Source organism: Egicoccus sp. AB-alg6-2 (genome assembly GCF_041821025.1).
Lineage (GTDB): Bacteria > Actinomycetota > Nitriliruptoria > Nitriliruptorales > Nitriliruptoraceae > Egicoccus.
In genome coordinates, this window is the sequence record NZ_JBGUAY010000006.1 from 95,658 (window position 1) to 116,018 (window position 20,361).

18 protein-coding genes are annotated in these 20,361 nt (G+C 71.3%); 6 read left to right on the forward strand and 12 right to left on the reverse strand.

From position 1 onward, the window contains the following. Nucleotides 1–50: 50 nt before the first annotated feature. The 5 genes from ACERMF_RS11960 to ACERMF_RS11980 form a co-directional block, all read right to left on the reverse strand. Entirely contained in the window at nucleotides 51–3,881 is a 3,831-nt protein-coding gene (locus tag ACERMF_RS11960; RefSeq protein ID WP_373669335.1) for a BTAD domain-containing putative transcriptional regulator, read from the reverse strand. A 29-nt stretch (nucleotides 3,882–3,910) separates the two neighbouring features. Further along, nucleotides 3,911–5,128: an EAL domain-containing protein gene (locus ACERMF_RS11965; protein ID WP_373669336.1), complete on the reverse strand. Its 1,218-nt coding sequence runs from the start codon at nucleotides 5,126–5,128 to the stop codon at nucleotides 3,911–3,913. A gap of 149 nt (nucleotides 5,129–5,277) precedes the next feature. Continuing rightward, entirely contained in the window at nucleotides 5,278–7,458 is a 2,181-nt protein-coding gene (locus ACERMF_RS11970) for a S8 family serine peptidase (protein WP_373669337.1), read from the reverse strand. 215 nt (nucleotides 7,459–7,673) lie between these two features. After that, the gene (locus ACERMF_RS11975; protein WP_373669338.1) at nucleotides 7,674–7,868 is read right to left on the reverse strand and encodes an ANTAR domain-containing protein; all 195 of its coding nucleotides are present in this window, start codon (nucleotides 7,866–7,868) and stop codon (nucleotides 7,674–7,676) included. Beyond that, the gene (locus ACERMF_RS11980) at nucleotides 7,865–8,368 is read right to left on the reverse strand and encodes a GAF domain-containing protein (RefSeq protein WP_373669339.1); all 504 of its coding nucleotides are present in this window, start codon (nucleotides 8,366–8,368) and stop codon (nucleotides 7,865–7,867) included. The genes ACERMF_RS11975 and ACERMF_RS11980 overlap by 4 nt, the downstream gene beginning before the upstream one ends. A gap of 26 nt (nucleotides 8,369–8,394) precedes the next feature. Between ACERMF_RS11980 and ACERMF_RS11985 the strand changes: the two genes are divergently transcribed. Beyond that, nucleotides 8,395–8,739 carry an ANTAR domain-containing protein gene (locus ACERMF_RS11985; protein ID WP_373669340.1) on the forward strand — a complete coding sequence of 115 codons (345 nt, stop codon included), beginning with the start codon at nucleotides 8,395–8,397 and terminating at the stop codon, nucleotides 8,737–8,739. A gap of 162 nt (nucleotides 8,740–8,901) precedes the next feature. On the opposite strand, the gene ACERMF_RS11990 is transcribed toward ACERMF_RS11985, so the two are convergent. The 3 genes from ACERMF_RS11990 to ACERMF_RS12000 all read right to left on the reverse strand — a co-directional run bounded on the left by ACERMF_RS11990 (nucleotide 8,902) and on the right by ACERMF_RS12000 (nucleotide 11,692). Next, nucleotides 8,902–9,615: a GAF and ANTAR domain-containing protein gene (locus ACERMF_RS11990; RefSeq protein WP_373669341.1), complete on the reverse strand. Its 714-nt coding sequence runs from the start codon at nucleotides 9,613–9,615 to the stop codon at nucleotides 8,902–8,904. A gap of 138 nt (nucleotides 9,616–9,753) precedes the next feature. Continuing rightward, complete coding sequence (locus tag ACERMF_RS11995) at nucleotides 9,754–10,203, reverse strand: lamin tail domain-containing protein (protein WP_373669342.1); 450 nt, start codon at nucleotides 10,201–10,203, stop codon at nucleotides 9,754–9,756. 28 nt (nucleotides 10,204–10,231) lie between these two features. After that, a complete protein-coding gene (locus tag ACERMF_RS12000) occupies nucleotides 10,232–11,692 on the reverse strand; it encodes a uracil-xanthine permease family protein (RefSeq protein ID WP_373669343.1) in 1,461 nt (486 codons plus the stop codon). Between the two features lie 124 nt (nucleotides 11,693–11,816). Between ACERMF_RS12000 and ACERMF_RS12005 the strand changes: the two genes are divergently transcribed. The 4 genes from ACERMF_RS12005 to ACERMF_RS12020 all read left to right on the forward strand — a co-directional run bounded on the left by ACERMF_RS12005 (nucleotide 11,817) and on the right by ACERMF_RS12020 (nucleotide 13,394). Next, nucleotides 11,817–12,233, forward strand: a complete 417-nt coding sequence (locus tag ACERMF_RS12005; RefSeq protein ID WP_373669344.1) for a nucleotidyltransferase domain-containing protein — start codon at nucleotides 11,817–11,819, stop codon at nucleotides 12,231–12,233. A gap of 2 nt (nucleotides 12,234–12,235) precedes the next feature. Then, nucleotides 12,236–12,658, forward strand: a complete 423-nt coding sequence (locus ACERMF_RS12010) for a DUF86 domain-containing protein (protein ID WP_373669345.1) — start codon at nucleotides 12,236–12,238, stop codon at nucleotides 12,656–12,658. A 91-nt stretch (nucleotides 12,659–12,749) separates the two neighbouring features. Continuing rightward, nucleotides 12,750–13,016: a hypothetical protein gene (locus ACERMF_RS12015; RefSeq protein ID WP_373669346.1), complete on the forward strand. Its 267-nt coding sequence runs from the start codon at nucleotides 12,750–12,752 to the stop codon at nucleotides 13,014–13,016. Nucleotides 13,017–13,148: 132 nt separating this feature from the next. Further along, entirely contained in the window at nucleotides 13,149–13,394 is a 246-nt protein-coding gene (locus tag ACERMF_RS12020; protein WP_373669347.1) for a hypothetical protein, read from the forward strand. Nucleotides 13,395–13,488: 94 nt separating this feature from the next. On the opposite strand, the gene ACERMF_RS12025 is transcribed toward ACERMF_RS12020, so the two are convergent. After that, on the reverse strand, nucleotides 13,489–15,291 hold the full coding sequence (locus ACERMF_RS12025) for an LVIVD repeat-containing protein (protein ID WP_373669348.1): 1,803 nt from the start codon (nucleotides 15,289–15,291) through the stop codon (nucleotides 13,489–13,491). Nucleotides 15,292–15,623: 332 nt separating this feature from the next. On the opposite strand from ACERMF_RS12025, the gene ACERMF_RS12030 reads away from it, so the two are divergent. After that, nucleotides 15,624–16,310, forward strand: coding sequence for a DUF305 domain-containing protein (locus tag ACERMF_RS12030; protein ID WP_373669349.1), 687 nt, complete (start codon nucleotides 15,624–15,626; stop codon nucleotides 16,308–16,310). Nucleotides 16,311–16,356: 46 nt separating this feature from the next. Here the strand turns inward: ACERMF_RS12030 and ACERMF_RS12035 are convergent, their stop codons facing one another. From ACERMF_RS12035 to ACERMF_RS12045, 3 genes are all read right to left on the reverse strand, one after another. Then, nucleotides 16,357–16,824 carry a universal stress protein gene (locus ACERMF_RS12035; protein ID WP_373669350.1) on the reverse strand — a complete coding sequence of 156 codons (468 nt, stop codon included), beginning with the start codon at nucleotides 16,822–16,824 and terminating at the stop codon, nucleotides 16,357–16,359. 104 nt (nucleotides 16,825–16,928) lie between these two features. After that, nucleotides 16,929–17,780, reverse strand: coding sequence for a tyrosine-type recombinase/integrase (locus ACERMF_RS12040; RefSeq protein ID WP_373669351.1), 852 nt, complete (start codon nucleotides 17,778–17,780; stop codon nucleotides 16,929–16,931). A gap of 267 nt (nucleotides 17,781–18,047) precedes the next feature. After that, complete coding sequence (locus tag ACERMF_RS12045; RefSeq protein WP_373669352.1) at nucleotides 18,048–20,318, reverse strand: S-layer homology domain-containing protein; 2,271 nt, start codon at nucleotides 20,316–20,318, stop codon at nucleotides 18,048–18,050. Nucleotides 20,319–20,361: the final 43 nt, after the last annotated feature.

The following is a 20,361-nucleotide window of genomic DNA, read 5'->3' on the forward strand; positions in this document are numbered from 1 at the left end:
GACTGTCTCTGGAATGTCTCGATCGGGCCGCGGGGCCTGTCACCTACCGCTCATCCGGTCCGGCGGCCGCGCGTCTCGATCGGCCGGCCGGCGGAGCGAAGGGCGGCGAGGTCGCGCCGGACGGTCGCCTCGCTGACGTCGAGCAGGCCCGCGAGGTCGGCCGTCGTCGCGGCTCCGCCCTGGTCGGTGATCTGCGTCACCACCCGGGACAGCAGCCAGCGTCGCCGTTGGATCGGATCGTCGGGCGCCTCCGGTCCGGGGGGAAGCGCGACCTCGACCTCGACGTACTCGGCGGCCCGCAGCGGGCGGCCGCGCGGGGCCGTTGCCGCGGCGACCCGGACCGTCACCACCTCGGCGGCGACGCGGGCCGCCGCGGTCAGGATGCGCCGGTGCTCGGGGACGTCCTCGGCCCGGGCCCGGTCGTCGGGCGGCAGGCCGGCGAGCAGCGCGCCCAGGCTGTCCGCGGCATCCGCGGCGACCCGGCGGGCTGCCTCGTCGCGACCGCTGGCGCGGAGCACGTCGTGGTGGGCGAGGTGCACCAGCCAGGGACGTTCGACCCCGTCGTGCAGCAGGGCGACGGCGGAGGCCGTGGCCTGCTCGGCGGCCGGGAGGTCACCCGATGCGAGGTGCACGCGCCCCTGCAGGGCACGGATCCACGGTGCCACCTCGGTCAGCGCGTGCCGTTCGGCCAGCGCCAGGGCTTCGCGTACCGACCGGGCGGCGTCGGCGGGCACGCCCTCGGCGAGCGCCACCTCGGCGGCGCGGGTCAGCAGCTGCGCGTGGCCCCGCACGTCGTCGCCCGCGGCGGCCAGCGCGAGCGCCGTCCTCACGTGGCGGCGGGCCGCGACGGTGTCGCCAGCACGTAGCGCCACGCCGGCCAACGCCTCGCGGGCGGCGGCCTCGAACGGGGCGTCGCCCGCGTCGGCGAAGAAGTCCAGCGCCGCGGTCAGTTCGGCGACGGCGCGGTCGTCGTCCCCGAGCACGGCGTGCGCGACGACCCCGAGGTTGAGACGTACGGCGGCCTCGCCACGCCGGTCGGCGAGCTGGGCGAAGACCCCGGCGGCAGCCTGGTAGTCGTCAAGTGCCGCGGCGAGCAGGCCGCGCACGTAGTGGACGTTGGCGCGGTTGACGAGGTTGATCCCCTCGCCGCGGGGGAAGCCGATGGCGCGGCAGCGGTCGATCGCCTGCCCGTACAGCGCCGTCGCCTCGGTGGCGTGTCCCGTTTCCATCCGCACCGTGCCGAGGACGCCGAGTGCCTGCGCCTCCTCGCGCGTCTCGGCGTGGCTTCGGGCGAGGTCGAGCGCGGCATCGAGCTCCAGGGCGGCGGCGCGGTAGCGCTGCAGTTCCCGCAGGACGGACGCGAGCGTGGTGCGGATCTGCACGGTCGTCGCCGGTGGCAGGCCGGGTGCCCGCACGGCCCGCACGAACAGTGGCACGGCGGCGCGGCGCTCACCGCCCCAGGCCAGCACCTGCGCCAGCGCGAAGCGGCAGGTGGCCGACAACGGCTCGTCACCGACCGAGGTGGCGAGTTCGACCGCCTGGGTGGCGGCGACGCGCGCCGCGGCGTGGTTGCCGAGGTGTCCCTCGAGCAGTGCCTGCCGGCGTCGCGCCTCGACCTCGCGTGCCGCCGAGCCGGCCGCGAGCGTTGCCAGCTCGGCGACCACGTCCTGCTGCGCCGCGCGGTCGCCCAGGACGTCGAGGACGTCGCTGTACTCGGCCAGCAGTGCGAAGCGGGCGGACACGCTGGCGGGGCGGCGACGCTGCGTCTCGACCGCCTGGCGCAGGTACTCCTCCGCCGCGGTGTAGGCGTGCACGCCGGCTGCCTGCCGGCCGGCGGCACGCAGGTAGTGGACGGCCTTGCGATGGTCGCCGGCGGCGACGAAGTGGTGCGCGAGCCGGTCGACCGCGCGCGGGTGGTGGTGCTCGAGTGCGTCACCGAAACGGCGGTGCAGGGCACGGCGGGCCGCGGCCGGCATCGCCTCGAGCACCACGCGGCGGATCTGCTCGTGCTGCAGCCCGAAGCCGTCGTCGCGTTCGCAGAGCAGCGCCCGGCCCACCAGGGAGGCGGTGGCGTCGGCCACGGTGAGGCGTGGCAGGTCGCAGGCGGCGACGAGGCTGTCGAGGTCGGTGCCGTCGCCGCCGACCGCGGCGAGGTCGACCACGTTGCGTTGCTCGGTGCTGAGGCCGTCGAGCCGATCGAGGACCAGGTCACGGATCGTGGCGGGCAGCGGCAGGGCGCCGATGTCGCGGTCCCCGCCGGCGGGGTCGCTCCCGCCGCGCTCGTCGGCTTCGGTGAGCATCCGCAGCGTCTCGACGACGAACAGCGGGTTGCCGCCGGTCTCGCGGTGGAGGCGGGCGGCCAGCTCGGCCTCGGTTCCGCGTGCACGCCCGACAGCCCGCACGACGTCGGCGACGGCCTCGGGGTCCAGCGGCGCCAGCACGATCCGCACGGGACGCACGCGACGGTCGAGGTCGCGGACGGCGTCCCAGACCGCTGGTCGTGCCCGTGCCTCCTCGCCCCGGTAGCCGAGCAGCAGGGCCAGACCGTGCTCCGGTGCCTGTGCCGCGACGTCGACCAGCACCTGCAGGGAGCTGTCGTCGGCCCAGTGCAGGTCGTCGACCACCACCAGCAGTGGGTCGAGGCCGGCGAGCGCCGCCATGGTGCGCGCGAGGGCGTGCCGGAGCCGTTGTGCCGCCTCGTCGCTGCGGACGGCGGGAACCTGGCGTTGCTCGGGCGGCAGCGCCTGGGCGACGGATGGCAGCAGCTGGGCCACGACCCCGAGCCACACGGGCTCGACGCGGTGCCGCAGCTGTTCGACCCGCAGCGGGGTCAGGACCGGTTCGAGCAACTGGCGCACCGCGGCGTACGGGCCCGCGAGCTCGGGGCCACGGCAGACCGCCTGCAGCGTGCGGAAGCCGCGCCAGAGCCCGTCGTCGACCAGCTCGGCGAGCAGGCGGGACTTGCCGTGGCCCGGGTCGGCCTCGACCAGCACCAGCCCGCCACGTCCGGCCAGAGCCTGCTCGAGCACGGCGACACCCTGCTCACGCTCTCGGTCCCGTCCTGCCAGGGGCAGCTGCGTGGGGAACGGTGGGTGCTGGACCGGCGGACGCGGCGCGGCGACCGCGTCACGTTCGCGCAGGATCCGCTGGTAGAGCTGTTCGGTGGCGGCGGCCGGCTCGGTACCCAGTTCCTCGGCCAACACCTCCCGGCAGCGTTCGTACTGGCGCAGCGCGTCGCTGGTGCGACCGAGCAGCGTGCACAGGCGCATCACCTCGCGGTGGGCGTCCTCGCGCAACGGGTCGTGGTGGGTCAGCCGGCGCGCGAACACCAGCGCCTCGGCGTAGTCACCGGTGCTGCGGGCCAGGCCGATGAGCCCGGACAGGGCGTCGAGGTGGCGCTGGGCGAGCCGCTGCTGCTCCGCCAGGACCCAGTCGTCGTAGTGGCCGGCGAGGAAGTCACCGCGGTACAGCTCGACGGCCTGCTCGAGGCTGGCGCGGTCGCTGGCCCGACGTGGCTCGGCGGCGGGCGCCCGGACGGTGTCGAGGCGGCGTTCGAACTCCTCGACGTCGATCCAGCACGGCGCGTCCCGGTCGATCGCGATCGCGTCCGTCGTGGCCTGCAGGTGGTCCCAGCCGCCGGGCAGTTCGCCGAGGGCGTCCTGGAGCTGCCACAGGGTGTGGCTGAGCCGGCGCCGGGCGCGTGCGGGTGGCAGGTCGGGCCAGAACTGCGCCGCGAGGCGGTCCCGGGAGTGGCGGACACCCCGGTCCAGCACCAGGTAGGCCATCAGCGAGCGTGCGGCGCGAGAAGGCACCGGCGGGAGCGGTTCACCGTCGTTGCGCAACTGGAAGCCGCCGAAGAGCAGCACCTCCAACGCCGCCATGCGTCCCCTCGCGATCCTCGGGGGTCAGGTTACGCCAGTCCGGCAGGTCCCCTCGCTGCCACCACGGTCTCGGCGACGATGATGCGCGAGTGGGCGTCGACCGGCAATGGCCCCGGACGGGCCAGGTGGTAGCCCTGCGCGCCGTGTGCCCCGAGGTCGCGCCAGGTCACCAGGTCGGCGTGGTGCTCGATGCCCTCGGCGACCAGCTCGCTGCCCGTCTCCCGGGCGAAGCGGATGAGGCAGTCCGCCAGCTTGCGACGGATCGGGTCGTGGCGCAGGTTCTGCGTCAGGGACATGTCGAGCTTGATGATCTCCGGCGCCAGCCGCACGATGTGGCGCAGGCTCGCGAATCCGGCGCCGGCGTCGTCGACGGCGAAGCGCGCCCCGTGCTCGCGCAGCAGCGCCATGGCCCGGTCGAGCTCGTGGTAGTCCTCGACGAGCACGTGCTCGGTGATCTCGAAGACGACCGGCCGGCGACTGGTCCGTACCAGGTGCAGCAGGCGAGGGTCGGCCAGGGTTCCGGGCGAGCAGTTGAGGCTGAGTGCCACGTCCTCGGGGAGTCCCTCGGTGTCGGCGACCCGGACGGCCGCCAGGATGACGGCCACCTCGAGGTCGCGGCCCATGCCCAGATCGTCGGCGCGACGGAACCAGACGTCGGGGGCCTCGGGCGGCTCGGTGGTGAAGCGTGTCAGGGCCTCGACCGCGAGCAGGCGCCCGTCGTCGAGGGCATAGATGGGCTGGAACACGGGTGTGAAGCGCTGCTGTTCGAGCAGTTCGCGCACCTGCCACTGGTGGTAGGAGGTGGTCGGCACGGCCGATTCGGTCGCCAACCGCAGCTCGTGGTCGAACCGCGCTTCGAGCGCGGCCTCGTAGTTGCGGCGCATCGCGGTCACCAGCAGGCCGAGCATGACGCCGATGAGCACGAAGAAGAACGCGCGCAACAGCCAGTTCGCGGCCAGCTGCGACTCGCCGGTGGCGACGTTCAACGGCAGAAGGGGGCCGCTGAGCAGGCCCGCGGCGAGGCCGGTCAGTGCGCCGCCCGGCGCTCCGAGCAGCAGCGCCGCCAGCACGATGGCGAGGTAGAAGCCGTGCGGCGCCGCCGTGCGTGATCCGCCGGCGGCATAGGAGATCAGCCAGGCGCCGGCGAGCAGGGCCAGGATCGCGGACACGCTGAACAGGGGGCGGAAGGTCCCCGACACCCACGGCTGCATGGCGGGGGCGCGAGGGACCGGTTGGGAGACGGACAAGGAGAAGGACCTCGGCGGCGGCGGGGGTGAGCGCGGGCGGACGCCTGCCCGGCCGACGGCCGACCGCGCAGGAGCATCCGATGCTCACCCTGCCCGGGAGGTGTCTCGCGACTGTCTGCGTCCCGGCCCGGCGATCCGTCGCCGTCGCGTCACGCCGACGGTGGGGTGGCGACGCCGGCCGCCACCAGCGCGTCGAGCAGTCGCGCGACCATGGTGGCGGCCTGGCCGCGGTTGAGGACGGCGCTCGGCTCGTAGTGGCCGTCGCCGTTGCCGGCGACGATTCCCAACGCGGCGAGCCCTTCGATCGAGGCGGCGTGGGACGACCCGGCGACGTCGGTGAACGCGGGGCGGCCCGCCGGGAGGTCACCGGCCAGCTCGCGGTAGGTACGGGCCAGCATCGCGGCGAACTGGCCCCGGGTCACGGGGGCGCCGGGCGCGTACGTGGTCTCCGTGATCCCGCCGACGATGCCCAGCTCGGCCAGCTTGGCGATGGCCTCCCGATGGGCCGAGTCACCGACGTCACCGAAGCTCGTGCGTCCCGCGGGCAGGGGCCGACCGGTCGCCCGCTCGATGCCGCGTGCGAGGACCGACGCGAGTTGTCCGCGGGTCAGTTCGGTGCCCGGTTGGAACGCCCCGGTGGTCGAGCCGGTGAACACCTGCCAGGACGCGGCGCAGCCGACGCCGGCCGCGTGCGGCGAGGTGGTGGGAACGTCGTGGAATCCAGACGTCCGGAGCGACGGGCAGGCCTGCTCGAGGGAGCGCGCCCCGGTGCCGTCGTAGGGGACGGGCGTGCGGACGGGCTCGGTCCTGGGCGCGGGCGCAAGGGGCTCAGGGACCGGCGCCGGCGCAGGAGCCGGTCCAGGCGCGGGCGCCGGAGCAGGAGCAGGCGCCGGAGCCGGCGCGGGCGCGGGCGCAGGAGCCGGTGCAGGCGCGGGCGCGGGCGACGGTGCCGGAGCGGGAGCCGGGGCCGGGTCCGGTGCAGGCGCGGGATCAGCCGCAGGGGCCGGGTCCGTGGGGGCGTACGGCAGCAGGGCGGCGTGGGCGTCGAGGAGCCCGCCGGTCGTGGTGATCGCCGACAGCGACGCCAGCGGCCGGACCCCGGCCTTGAGCGCCTCAGCGAGTCCGGCACCGTCCAGCCCCGGCGCGAGGGAGGCGATCAGCGCCGCCGCCGCGGACGCATGCGGTGCCGCCATCGAGGTGCCCGACGCGTGCGCGTACCCGCCGCCGGGAACCGTGGAGTAGATGTCGGATCCTGGCGCGCCGAGGTCGACCGAGGCGACGCCGAAGTTGGAGAACGACGAGCGGTTGCCGTGGCGGTCGATGGACGCCACCGACAGCAGGTTGTGCACGCCGTGCGGGTCCCTGGCCCACGACGCCGGATAGCTCGGCGTCACGTCGATGTCGACGCCGTTGTTGCCGGCCGAGGCGACCACCAGCGCGCCGGTGGCGTTGCGGATGGCCTCGCGCAGGATGCTGCTGCCACTGCCGCCACCGAACGAGGCGTTGATGACCGTGGCGCCGTTGGCGTGCGCGTAGGTGATGGCGGCAGCCGCCGCCGAGGTGGTCCCGGTGCCGCCGGGCCCGAGCGCCTTGACCGGCATGATCCTGACGTTCGGCGCCAGTCCGGCGATCCCGATGCCGTTGTCCGCCACGGCCGCGACCGTGCCGGCGACGTGGGTGCCGTGGCGGTCCTCGACGGCGTCGACGAAGACCTGGTTGGTGTTGTGGTGGAAGTTCCAGCCGTTGACGTCGTCGACGAAGCCGTTGCCGTCGTCGTCGCGGCCGTTGCCGGCGATTTCACGCGGGTTGGTCCAGATGTTGCCCGCCAGGTCCGGGTGGCCGAGGTCGATCCCGGTGTCGACGACGGCGACGACGACCTCCGGTGCGCCGCGGGTCAGCCTCCAGGCCGCCTCCGCGCGGACGTCCATGCCCGCCGTCCCACCGCTCTGACCGGTGTTGTGCAGCCCCCACAGGCGGCGGAACTCCGGGTCGTCCGTCGCCACCTCCAGCAGGAAGTCGGGCTCGGCGAACTTGACGTGCGCCTCGTCGGTGAGGGCGGTGATCGTGCGCTCCACCGCGCGGGCCGGCACACCGACCACCTCGGCGTCGAGTCCGTCGATCTGCTCGAGGGTGTGCAACCCGTGGCGGTCGAGGAGTGCGGCACGGTCCTGCTCGACCACGTCGTCCTCCCACGCGACGACGACGCGGCCCGGGACGACGTCGGGGTCCGCGGGCGCCGGCGCGGAGGTCGCGGCAACCGACGAGACGGCCAGTCCGGCCAGCGACAGCCAGGACACCAGGTGCGACCGGACAGAGGCGTGGCGGGTCACAGCGGTCTCCAGGATGCGACGGGGCGGGCGGCGACGTGCCGCACGCCGTCGATCGCGGCGTGTCGGGACACGCCCAGCCCGTCGGCCATGCGCCCCTGCGGCCACAGCAGTTGGTCAGCGGACCATCATGCAGGTGCACGCAGCGCCCGCCACGGGCGCGACGCGGCAGGGGGCCGGGACCGGCGCGCCCCGAGGGATCACGACGGAGGCGGCGATCAGACGCCGGAGGCGACCCGGTCGACGAGGTCCTGCGCGATGCTGCGCAGCTTGCGGTTGCTCGTCATCGACGCTTCCCGCAACCACGCGAAGGCCGTGTCGGCGTCGATCTGTTCGCGTGCCATCAGCACGCCCTTCGCCTGCTCGATGACGGCGCGCGAGGCGAGTGCCTCCTCGAGCTGACCGGTGATCACCAGCTGTTCCTGCAACGCGCTGGCGTACAGCACGTAGCCGGCCGCCATCGCCGCCAGGATCTCGCAGCCTCCACGTCCTCGTCGCTCCAGGGTCCTGGCCGGTCGCGATAGACGTTGAGCACGCCGATCGTGGTGCCGCGGGCGTTGAGCGGTAGGCCGAGCACCGACCGCAGACCGAGCTCGAGCGCCCGGCTGCGGTACTCGGGCCAGCCGTCGACCTGCTCGAGATCGGCGACGACGAGGGTCGTGTTCTTCATGAACGCCTCGTGGCAGACCCCCGACTGGTTGCGGTCCTGGATCCGCTCGACCGCCGTGACCACCTCGTCGGAGGCGGCGGCGAACTCGAGGCTGTCGCCGCGCGCGAGCATGATGCCCGCCCCCGTGGCCTCGACCACCGTCACGGCATGGTCGGTGATGCGATGCAGCAGCTCCGACAGGTCGTACTCGTCGAGGAGCGCACGCGTGAACTCCACCACCACGGCACGCAGATGTTCCTGCACGGACCGGCCACCCGTCGATACGGGCCATGATCAGCTTCCGGCTGTTCCTCGAGGGTGACACCCTCGGGGCCCTGAACTTCTACTCCGCTACTGCGCACGCGTTCGGTGCCCGCTCCCGCCTGCTCGGACAGGTCTTCGCCTCGCATGCCGCCGTGGCGATGAAGGCGTCCATCGCCGAGGTCGGCCTCCACGCGGCGCTCGAGTCGCGCGACGTCATCGGCCAGGCGAAGGGGATCCTGATGGCGCGCGAGGCACTGACCTCCCAGGCGGCGTTCGACCGGCTCCGCGACGTGTCGCAACGCCGCAACGTGGCACTGCGCGAACTTGCCGAGGAGGCCACGCGAACGGGCGAGTCACCCGTTCCGGGGTGAGACACAGCCCCGCACCGGTGCACCGGCGGGGGCCGTGGAGGCGGTCACGCGTGGCGCCACCCCATGTCGGGGCGCTCGGGGTTGAACGCCACGACACTCTCCCTCAGGGTGCCACCTCGTCCTGGCGGCTGCTCGGGGCGATCGGCCATCCAGGCGGCAGGATCAGGGCAGTTCGCCCGTTTCGGCGACGTGCCTCGCGACGTCACGCAACTTGACGTTGTCGCGCTGCGACACCTCGCGGATCCGGTCCAACGCCTCGAGCGCCGACCAGCGGTGCCGCTGCATCAGGATGCCCTTGGCCTGGCCGATCACGTCCCGGGACTCGAGCGCGGACTGCAGCCCCTCGCGTGCGATCGCGGCCGCCAGCGCCGCCGCACACTGTGCGGCGAACACCTCACCGCGCTCGACCGCCTGGGCGTCGAACGCGTCGGTCTCGCGGGAGTAGAGGTTGAGCACGCCGAAGCGGTCGTCGTCGGTGCGATGGAGGAAGAGCGGAAACGACAGGGCCGATCGGATGCCCCGTTCCGCGGCGTCGGGGCCGAACGCCGGCCAGCGCGGGTCGCTGCCGAGGTCGGCGGCGACCACCGTGACCTGGTCGTGCCCCGCCTGCAGGCACGGCCCCTCGTCGGTCGCTTCCTGGATCTTGTCCAACTCGATCGCGAGCGGATCGGTCGAGACCGGGGTCGTGACCCCGCGGGCGCGGATGAACATGATGTCGGCGATGTCGCAGCCCCCGACCAGTTCGGTCGCCAACTCGACCGCCAGTTGCAGCGTGCCGTCGACCTCGTTGCACGACGCGAGGTCGCGCAGTGCCGCCGCGAACCGGCCCGACCCGCCCTCGGGACCGCCTTCAGCCGCGCCCAGACCATCTACCACGAACGAGCCACCGTCGTCCGAACGGCTCGTCAGCGGTTTCGTCCACAGCAAGTTCGTCCGCAACGAGCCTACCAATCCCCTGTTGGACGCCGGACCAGGTGGCACGAGGTGATGTGACCCGAGGGATGCCTCGTCGACTCATTCGGCGGCGTCGCCGTAGGCGAAGCGGTGGACCTCGGCGCCGGCGGCATCCCGCAGGACGAGCACGTCGCCGTCGTCGTCCAGCACCTCGGTGTCGAGGCAGTTGAAGACCGCTTCGTCGCTGTTCTCGCCGCAGGCCGTGTGCACGCGCAGCTCGGCACCGGGGTCGATCTGGGTCCCGATGCCGACGTTGAGGCGGTTGCCCTGCGCATCCTCGAGCCACCAGCCGCCGAGGTCGTTGCGGATGTCGAGGTCGTGGCGCAGGACCACGTGCTCGCCCGCCCCCTCGGCGAGGTCGTCGCCCTCGGCGTCGGCGACGACCCTGGCGATGTAGGCCGACCCGGTCCGCGCGGTGTCGGCGTCGGGCAGGTCGAACGTGCCGCTGGCGCCACCGCCGCTGCAGGCGGCGGCCACCATGGCCGCCGCCACCACCGTACGCCGACCCACGGTCCCTCCTCGACGCGGGCCGGGAAGGTTACGTCCCGGTCGTGTCGGCCGGCGGGACCGGGTCGTGCCGGTGCGCAGGATCCGGCGCTCCCGCCGGGCCGGTCGGACGCGCCGGATCGGTCGGACGCGCCGGGTCGGTCGTGATGTTGGCTGGAGCGACCGCTGCACCCAGCGGCGAGTCGGTCCCCGTCTCGCGTCCCGGCAGGACGAGGTTGAGGAACACGGCGAGGAAGCCGGCCGGCACGATGCCGGTGATCAGCAGGACCCGCAGCTGTTCGGGCGCGATGGCGACCAGGTCGGGCACGGTGGCCATGCCCTGGCCGACCCCGACCGAGACGGCGATGATCAGCAGCGCGCGCCGGTCGAGCCGCGACTCCGCGATCAGGCGGATACCTGCCGCGGCGACCATCGCGAACATCACGACCGCAGCACCACCGAGAACGGCCGACGGCATGGCGGCGATGACCGCGGCGAGCTTCGGGATGAAGCCGGCGAGGATCAGGAAGACCGCGCCGACGGACACCACGTGCCGGCTCATCACGCCGGTGAAGGCGACGAGGCCGACGTTCTGGCTGTAGGAGGTGTTGGGCATCGCGCTGAACACCGACGCGAACGCGGTGCCGACACCGTCGGCGATGACGCCACCGGACAGCTCCTTGTCGGTGACCTCGCGGCCGGCACCGCCCTTGGTGACCGCGGCGAGGTCGCCGATGGTCTCGACGCTGGTCGCGATGGCCATGACGCCCATGCCGATGACGGCCGCCGCCGGGAACGTGAGGCCGAACGCGAGCGGACGCGGGAACGAGAACCAGGCGGCGTCGGCGATGCGGGCACCGTCGACGAGCCCGAACGGGATGGCGGCGAGGTAGCCGACCACGAGGCCGACCAGGACGGAGGCGGCGCTGAGGATGCCCTTGCCGAGCGCGTACGTGACCAGGATCACCACGAGCACCAGGCCGGCCAGGCCGAGGTTGGTGGCGGAACCGAAGTTCTCCGAACCGGCGCCACCGCCGGCGAGGTTGATCCCGGCGGGCAGCAGCCCGACCCCGATGACGAGCACCACGATGCCGCTGACCAGCGGCGGGAACAGCGACTTGAGCCAGCGCAGGCTGACGCCCAGCAAAACCTGCACGACGCCGGCGAAGATCGCGCCGCCGAAGATCGCCGACAGCCCGTACTCCGACGCCAGCGGGATGGCGATGACCAGGAACCCGAAGCTGGTGCCCTGGACGACGGGAAGCCGGGCGCCGACGGGCCCGATTCCGATCGTCTGCAGCAACGTGGTCAGACCGGCGACGAGCAGCGCGACCTGCACGAGAAAGGCGGTCTCGCCGGTGGTCGCTCCCACGACGCCGGCGATGATGATGGGGATGGTGACGTTGCTGGCGACCATCACCAGCACGTGCTGAAGGCCGAGGGGGATGGCCTTGCCCAGCGGCGGCATCTCCTCGACGTCGTACAGGACCTCAACCGAACCGCGATCGACCATGAAGCGCTCCCTTTTGCTCCGGTCCATCCAGTCCGGACATCGTACGGACGGACGGTCGACCAAGCGGCAGGTTCGACCACGGACGCGTCCGCGGTGACGAGGGCGTGGCAGGTATCGTCGTCGCGTGGAGACCAGCGAACTCGTGGAGACGATCGGTACGGCCCTTGCCGGCGAGCCGGTGGAGTTCGCGTACCTCTTCGGTTCCCAGGCGCGGGGTGACGCACAGCCGCACAGCGACGTGGACCTCGCGGTGCTGTTCGCCGACGGACTGCCGGCATCGGACCGCTTCGAGCGGTTCCTCGAGCTCGGAGCCCGGCTGGAGCGTCTGCTGGGTCGGCACGTCGACGTCGTCGACCTGGCCGAAGCGCCGCTGCGCCTCGCCGGTCGCATCCTGACGGAGCGTGTGGTCGTCGTCGGACTCCAGAGCGCAGCACGGGTGCGGTACGAGACCGATCTCCTCCCCCGCTTCCTGGACTTCGACCACCATGCCCGGCAACTCGACCAAGCGTTGCTGGCGACGATGGCCAGGCAGGCGCCCTGAGCATGGTCGACGCCGAACGACTCCTGGCTCTCCTCGATCGGCTCGAGCGGACCGAGGACGAGCTGCGCCGGTTGCGCGAACTCGGCCCCGCTGCCGTCCGCGACGATGTCGACCGGATGTACGCCTGCAAGTACCTGTTCGTCCTCGCGGCGGAGATCGCGATCGATGCGGGACAGCATGTCATCGCGTCCGAGGGCTACTCCGCGCCGAGCTCGTTCGCCGGCGTCTTCGAGGAGTTGGCGCGTCGAGGCGCGATCGACGCGGAACTCGGCGACTCCCTGGGGGCCATGGCGCGGTTTCGGAACCTGCTCGTGCATGGCTACGCGGAGGTCGACGACGACCGTGTCGTCGACATCCTGCACGGCGATCGGCTGCACGACCTCCAGCGGTTGCGATCCAGCCTTGCGGGCCTGGCCGAAAACTGAGGCCCGGCGAGCCAGAGACGGAGCACTACAGTCGCCGGTTCGCACCCCGGGCATACGCAGCGGACCCGGGCCCAAGCGGGAAGAGGACCGTATGGAGCCGTTCGACGAGAAGGACATGGGCCAGCGGGCGCTGAAAGTGCTTCGAGCCTGGAACGCTGGCAACGAGGACAACCTGCCGATCGCGATGCACGAGGCCAAGCAGATCATCGAGGAGGACGGCGATGCTGATCGTCTCGTCGCCGACCTCATCACCGTGGCCGGCTTCCTGCTCGTCAACCTCGAGCAGCGCGGCCAGCCCCCCGCCGTCACGATGGCGCTGACCGAGGCCTTCCTCGAGAGCGGACGCGACGACGCCTGATCCCGGCCCCCCCGCCCGGTTCCTGCCGCGGCCAGGTGTCCGACGGTCGGTCTCGTCCCGCGAAACCTGTAGCTACGCTGAAGGCCGGACTCAAGGCGCGGGTCCTCCCGGATCGTCGAGGAGGGACCCGCGATGGCCGCACCTGCTTCCGCCGCACTGGACTGGCCCGTCCCGCCGGCCTGCCTGTTGTGTGGCACGCCGACGCCTGAGCCGGGCTGCTGTTCGGCCACCTGCGCCAGCCGGGCCCACCTGGAGGTCCAGCGCAACGCCGCACGGCTGCGCACCGCCGCGCTGACGGCCGAAGACCGCCGGGCACTCGCGGAGCGCAACGGCCGCCTCACCTCGATCCTGCTGCAGTGGCAGCGGAAAGCCGGCTGAGGCGCGGGGCGACGGCAGCGGCGCCACCGTGGCTGGCTGGAGGCTCGGGAGGGGCCGGCACCAGGCCGGCCCCTCCAACTGTTTCGAGAACCTGCTACCCCCGGGCGTCGGCGATACCGCGCAGGGCCTTGGCCAACGCGGACGCGTCCGACTGGTGCTCGATCTGGTTCGCGAGGGCGTGCAGCTGGGCCGTTGCGGCCCGACCCTGCGCACCGCTGTCGAAGCGCAGCGCCCGATCGAGGAACTTGTCGAGGTCACGTCGCAGGTTGGCCGGGAGCTCCGCCCGGTCAGCTTGGTCGCGCAATGCGTCAGCGACCACAGCCGTCAGCCTCCAGGTCACCTTCGACTGGGTCATGGGGTTGTGCTGGTCGTAGGTGACGGTCTTGGCCGCAGCGAGCTCGTTCGCGCTCAGGTACTGGGTCTCGACCAGGTCGAAGACGTCCAGCCCGCGGGCGATCTCGGTGCCGTAGACGTTGCCGTTGTGCCAGTAGCCGGACCAGAACCCGCCGAGCACGAGCGTGTCGGCGATCGGGCCGCGGTCGAAGTAGGCGATCTCGAACGGTGCCGACGGGTCGGTCCAGTCGAACACCGAGATGCCACCCTGGTACCACGCCTGGACCATGATGTCGCGACCGGGTACCGGCACGACGTTGGCCTGGTGGGCGACACAGTTCTCCGCCGCCGTCTGTGCCGCCGGCAGCTTGTAGTGACTGGCGAACTGCAGACGTGGACCGTCGGCGGTCCGCACGATCTCGTACAGCCCGTTGGCGCCCCAGGTCGCGGGGTCACCTTCGCGGCAGCGCGCCGCGGTGCCGCCGCCCCACTCGTCGGTGAACATCACCGCGGTGCCGTCGTTGTTGAAGTTGGCCGAGTGCCAGTAGGCGAAGCTCGGGTCGATCACCTCGTCGATCCGTTTCGGGTTGGCCGGGTCGGAGATGTCGAGCAGGAGCCCGTTGCCCTCGCAGGCGCCGGCGGCCAGACCGATCTCGGGGAAGACCGTGATGTCGTGGCACGCGTCGGTCTGCGTGGTGTTCTGCGTCCCGGGACCGTGGCTACCGCCCGGCCACAGCCCGTCGATGTTGCCCTCGTCGTCGGCGAACAGTCGCGGTTCGTTGACGATCTCGGCCGCGGCGGGATTGGCGAGCGGGACCTCGATCACCTCGATGCGGAACCTCGAAGACGCCTCGTCGAAGTCCTCGGCGGTGGCGGGCGGGTTGGCGCAGCCCTCGAGCTCGTCGCCGGAGCGGACCGAGCTCGTGCCGTTGACGTAGACGTAGATCCTGCTCGGGTCGTTGAGGTCGGGAACCAGCCGGTGGGTGTGCGAACCGCGGCAGGTCTGCACCGTCGCGACCTGCTGCGGATTGTCGATGTCGCTGATGTCGAAGATCCGGACGCCCCGGAAGCGGTTGGGGTTCTCGCCGGAGGACGGACCGGCGGTGCAGTCGAGCTGCGCGCGGGTCTCCTCGACCGACATGAAGACCAGGTCACCCCACACGTTGAGATCGCCCTGGCCACCGGGGCAGTGCACCACCGTGCGCAGCGTCGGATTGGCCGGGTCGGAGATGTCGAAGATGTTGAAGCCGGCGAAGTTGCCCTGCAGGGCGTAGTCGCCGGTGAAGGTCAGGTCGGAGTTGGCCGTCGAGATCCCGCCGAAGGCGGAGTCGAGGCTCGCCGGGTCCCACAGTTCGCCGTCCGGCTTTTCGAAGGTGCCGATCAGGTCCATGCCGAAGATCGCCTGTTCGGCATCGAGGAAGCCGCTGCCCAGACCCTCGCGAGGGTCGGTCTGCGCGGTCGCCGCTGCCGGCATCAGCGCGACGAGCAGTCCGGCGATCGCCGCGAGGCTCAGGATGCGTGGGCGGCTGCGGCGCTGGTTGCGCCGCGGTTGCGAGTCGTGCATGTGTCGTGGTCCTCTCCTCAAGTGCTCCCGAACCCGGCATGCAGGCGACGCGTGGCGACGTCGCGGTGATGCGGCCGTCCTCCCCCGAACGACGACCTCGCACCGATCCGACTCGCCGGCGCCTTCCGACCGGGCATGGGAAGAAACTAGTCATTTCCGGCCGGTCGCGAACAGGGCCCTCGCGCGCAGCTCGCGCGGCGGCGAGCCATTGGACGCGGCAGGTCACCGTACGGGCGCGCCCGCGCTGCGCGCACCGAATCAGTTCATCATCGTCGGTCCGGCAGCCGGGTCTATGGTTTCGACTTTCGGCGTACGTGGCGGAGGACCGGCGGATGAGTGCTGTTCGGCGGCGTCGTCACCCGCTGCCGCTGCTGATGGCGGCGGCCATGCTGGTCGGCTGCACCTCTTCGTCCGAGGACGCTCCCCGGGTTGTCCAGCCGGGCGCTCCGGGCGATGCCAGTCGCGAGTTGTCAGCGAGCGAACTAGCCGCGATCGACTACAGCGACTACGGCGAGGCCGACGTCGCCTTCATGCAGCACATGATACTCCACCACGTCCAGGCGTTGCGGCTGACCCGACTGGTGCCCGACCGCACCGCGCGTGAGGACATCCCGCTGCTCGCGCGTCGCATCGACCTGTCGCAGGAGGCCGAGCTCGAACAGATGCGCGCCTGGCTGCTCGAGCGCGACGAACCCGTCCCGTCCCTGCTCGCCGGCCACGACCACGACGAGGTCACGGTCCCCGACGACGAGCTGATGCCGGGGATGCTCACCGAGCAGGAGCTGCTGGCCGTCGAGGCAGCCAGCGGCGAGGCGTTCGACCGGCTGTTCCTCGAGGCGATGATCCGCCACCACGAGGGTGCGCTGCAGATGGTCACCGAGCTGTTCGACGCCGAGAGCGGCGCCACCGACCTGTCGGTGTCGAGCTTCGCCAATCACGTGGCGGCCGACCAGACGATCGAGATCGGCCGGATGCGCCGCATCCTCGACGAGCTCGACGCCGGCGACGCGGCGGGTTGAGGTCCGTCGCTCCTGAGAAGTCGCTGGGCAGCCGCCGAGGTCGCGCTCAGCTGTGCTCGTCGGTGGACTCGGCCTCGTAGCGGATGATCACCACGGGACAGTGGGCATGGTTGGCGGCCTGGCGGCTCACCGATCCGAGCACCAGCTCCCGGAACCCGCTCAGCCCCCGGGAGCCGACCACGAGCAGGGCGGCGTCACGGGAGCGTTCCACCAGCGCGTCGGCCGGGCCGCGGTCGTCGACGACGAGGCGCCGGATGGTCACCTCGCCTGCCTCGACGTCGGCGATCGCCTCGTCGAGGGCGCGCTGCGCTTCCTCCCTGGCACCGACGATCGCGTTGTCGAGCACGTCGGGGTTGACGAGGCCGTCGGTGTAGCCCGACGCCATCATGCCCGGCATGTCGAGCACGTACACCGCCTCGACCTGCGCGTTTCGCAGCCGGGCTTCCTCGACCGCCCATCGCAGGGCCGCAGTCGAGCGCTCGGACCCGTCGACGCCGACGACGATGGTGTCCATCTTCAGTCCCCCGGTTGCGGTACCCGGATGGTCGCAGCGAACCGCCCCACCGGCAAGGCGGCGACCGACGTGGTGACACGCGCCGGTGTCGAGCGGGTGATCGGTCACCACCGGTCGGCGACGACGCGGCGCAGGTCGTCCAGGTGGAGGTGGGTGTAGCCGACGGTGGAAGCGATGGACCGGTGCCCGAGCAGGCGTTGCACGACGTGGATGTCGACGCCGTCGCGGACAAGCTCGGTCGCGAAGGTGTGGCGCCATCGGTGAGGGAAATGCCGCCCGGCCACGCCTGCCCCCTCGCCGGCCAGCACGACTTCGCGGTAGACGGCCTCGTGACTGAAGCCGGCCTGCGGTGTGGTCACGGCCGGGTGCGGGTTGGCGAACAGCAACGGCGAGTCGGGCAGCTCTGGACGCAGCCCGCCGAGGTAGCCGCGGAGCAGCTGCTGCAGCGGAGGTGGCAGCACGACGACGCGGGGACGCGACCCCTTGCCGATGACACCGGCACGACCGGCGTCGAGGTCGAGCCGGTCCAGGCGCAGACTCCGCAGCTCGCCGGAGCGCATCCCGGTGTAGCGGAGCGTTGAGACGATGACGTGGCGCAGCCGCCCGCGGAGGTCGTCGAGGGCAGCGGTGTGGCCGAGGATGTCGCGCACCTCGTCGGCGCGGTAGACCGAGATCTCCGACGTCGAGACCTTCGGCGCGGCGAGCCTCCCGGCGGGATCGTCGTCGTTTCGCCCGGTGAGCACCAGCCAGGCGAAAAAGCGGCGCAGCGTCGCGAGTTGCGCCTTGCGGGTCGCAGCACTCACGCCACGATGGTCTTCGGCGATGAGGAAGCTGGCGAGCTCGGCGGTCGTCGCGCTCGACGGGCAGCGGTCGGCATGGACGCCGAACCACCACCGGGCGAAGGTGCGCAACCAGAGTTCGCGGTGTCGCAGCGTCTCGGCTGCGAACCCCGCCACGGCGCGTTCGTGATCGACAAAGCCGCTGAGCAGCGCCTGCCAAGAGCTCGTGTGCGAATCAGCGGCCATGGGCTGATGCTGACAGCGCCGCCGGCCCACCAGCGGAAACAGTGACCGACGCCTGTGGATCACGGCTGGCGTCAGGGCTTGCGCGTCAACGCCGACTGCCGTCCCGGAAAAACCGGAAGCCCCGGTCTCCGAAGAGACCGGGGCTTCACGTCGTGCGACTGACCTGGATCAAACGATCAGACGGTGACCTATCGTCACTCAGCTGATCGTGGTAACGCCCGCTGTCAGGTCCACGTTCAGACCGGTTACTGCGGTGATCTCGAGTGGGTAGGTCAGGTTACCGTCACCAGCGATGGTGCGGTCGTCCGCCTCCTCGAGCAGTGTGACAACGAGGACGTCGTCGTCTCCAGTCGTGTCCCAGGTGCATTCGGCGCTGGTCTCGCCAGCTGCCGAGCTTCCGGGAACTGCGACTACGTCGTAGCAGACCACGATGGTCGCGTCCCCGTCGCCGTCTTGGACACGGATTTGGATGTCGTCGGCATTGGCCGTGTCCATGTCCTCAGCGAAGGTCAGCTCCCACACGTCGCCGGCGTCAGCCAGACCCTCGATGACCGTGTCGGTCAGATCGATGTCGGTGATGGTCGCCGGCTCGGCCGGAACCGTGGTGTCCACCTCGACCTGGACAGCGACAGCGTCGCTGTAGTGCCCAGTGAAGGAAACGGCGTAGACCTCGACGCAGTACTCGCCGTCGACCAGGCCCTCGAACGTGTACTCCGTGACAGCAGCGGTCGTGCTGGCGTCATCAACATCGGTCCCGGCACATGCCAGAGCGGTGTCGGCGGCGTCAGCCTCGTACAGCCAGACCTCGTAGCCAGCGATGCGGCCCTCGGCCGGGCTGGGAGCATCCCAGTCCACGACGATGTCGTCCTCATCGGCGACAACCGTCACGTTCGCCGGAGCGGCGGTGACGTCCTCGACGATGTCGTGGATGGTGGCGTCACCAGGCTCGGCGCCGCCAGGGTTGTAGTCCGTAACCTGGATCGTGTCCCCCGCGCTCGCCCACGCCTCGAACTGTGCGAGGGAGATCGAAGCGCCGTTATAACGGAAGGTGTCACCGGCGACGTAGGTGATGACGACGTCGGCCCGGCCATCGCCGTCCGTGTCGAGCATGTACCAGTTGTTCGCGGCGTCGATCGTGGTGACCTCACCGTCGTGGTCCGAACCAATCTCTGCCTCGGTCGGGATCCACGTCTTCTGACCACCGACACCGAAGTCCTCGGTCGGCAGGCCGTCTTCATCGACGTCGAGCGCGAGGGCGGTGAAGTCGGCTCCGTCCTCATCAAGCCAGACGACCGGGAAGACGCTGTCAGCTAGGTCGCTGTTGATACGGAAGGTGATGGTGCCACCCACCGGCACGGCAGTCTGCTGGTCGGCATCCACGACGTCGAGGTTATTGACGTGGGTGATGACGGCAGCGATGTCGCCTTGGTCGGCGGTTCCGGTGGTGCCGTCCTCATCGAAGGACACCACGTCTCCCGTGGCGACAGTGACACTGCCGGCTTCGAACAGTGCGATGTTATAGGTCTCGGTGTCGTCGAGGCCCGTCACCGTGTAGGTACGGCCATCGCCGACCTCGTTAGTGGCAGCCTCGCCTGTGGTCACCGTGAAGGTCTGGTTCGTGGTGGGAGTGGTCGGCTCTTCTTCGAACTCGCCCTCCCAAAGGCCCTGCTCGTGCAGCTCGGCGGCGCCGAGGATGATGAACTGGGCCATCTGCTGACGGGTCACGTTGGCGCCGGGACGGTAGGTACCGTCACCGAAACCACGAACGATGCCAGCCTCGGTCAGCTTGTTGATGTTGTCCGAGTGGGTGGCGTCATCGTCGACGTCGGGGTAGTTGTCCCCGTCGCCTTCGGGAAGCTCAGCGCCGACCTCTTCCATCGCGCGAGCGATGTAGCTGGCCATCTGCGCACGGGTGACGTTGGCGCCGGGACGGTAGGTACCGTCACGGAAGCCCTCGACGATCCCACGCTCGGTCAGGTAGTCGATGGCGGCCTGAGCCTCGGGGGTCGCGTTCTCGCGGTCCGGGTAGTCAGACGCCGCCGTCGGCGGCACGGTGGTGTTGCCGTTCTCCGCCTGCTCGATGAAGCGGGCGATGAACAGCGCCATCTGCTGACGGGTGACGTGCTGGCCAGGACGGTACGTGCCATCGGGGAAGCCAGCGGCGATGCCGTAGGCCTGCATGCACTCCACGTACTCACGGAACGTGGCACTGATGGTGGCGTGGTCCTGGAAGTCGGTGGACTCGGGGGCGTCTGCACAGACGTCCTCGTGGTTATCAGCGAACGCGGCGCCTGCGGGCAGGAGCGACAGAACCATCGCCCCAGCCATAGCGACACCGAGCGTCCGCCTCACGCGATGCGTGATGCTCACTCTTGCCTCCTCGAAATGGTTGCTCTCCAGCCCGAGGAACTCGGGCGCGGGAGTCGAAAACCCACGGATGTGGCCTTCCGAAGGGGTGAGCGTAGTCACGTCCTTCCGCGGGTACTACGAAGGGCCACATCCGCTCGTACGT

What these genes read in the sequence shown, in the direction of transcription:
- ACERMF_RS11960 (WP_373669335.1), bottom strand. Translation starts at nt 3,881, where the DNA reads ATGGCGGCGTTGGAGGTGCTGCTCTTCGGCGGCTTCCAGTTGCGCAAC.
- ACERMF_RS11985 (WP_373669340.1), top strand. Translation starts at nt 8,395, where the DNA reads ATGATCAGCTTCCGGCTGTTCCTCGAGGGTGACACCCTCGGGGCCCTG.
- ACERMF_RS12000 (WP_373669343.1), bottom strand. Translation starts at nt 11,692, where the DNA reads ATGGTCGATCGCGGTTCGGTTGAGGTCCTGTACGACGTCGAGGAGATG.
- ACERMF_RS12010 (WP_373669345.1), top strand. Translation starts at nt 12,236, where the DNA reads ATGGTCGACGCCGAACGACTCCTGGCTCTCCTCGATCGGCTCGAGCGG.
- ACERMF_RS12015 (WP_373669346.1), top strand. Translation starts at nt 12,750, where the DNA reads ATGGAGCCGTTCGACGAGAAGGACATGGGCCAGCGGGCGCTGAAAGTG.
- ACERMF_RS12020 (WP_373669347.1), top strand. Translation starts at nt 13,149, where the DNA reads ATGGCCGCACCTGCTTCCGCCGCACTGGACTGGCCCGTCCCGCCGGCC.
- ACERMF_RS12025 (WP_373669348.1), bottom strand. Translation starts at nt 15,291, where the DNA reads ATGCACGACTCGCAACCGCGGCGCAACCAGCGCCGCAGCCGCCCACGC.
- ACERMF_RS12030 (WP_373669349.1), top strand. Translation starts at nt 15,624, where the DNA reads ATGAGTGCTGTTCGGCGGCGTCGTCACCCGCTGCCGCTGCTGATGGCG.
- ACERMF_RS12035 (WP_373669350.1), bottom strand. Translation starts at nt 16,824, where the DNA reads ATGGACACCATCGTCGTCGGCGTCGACGGGTCCGAGCGCTCGACTGCG.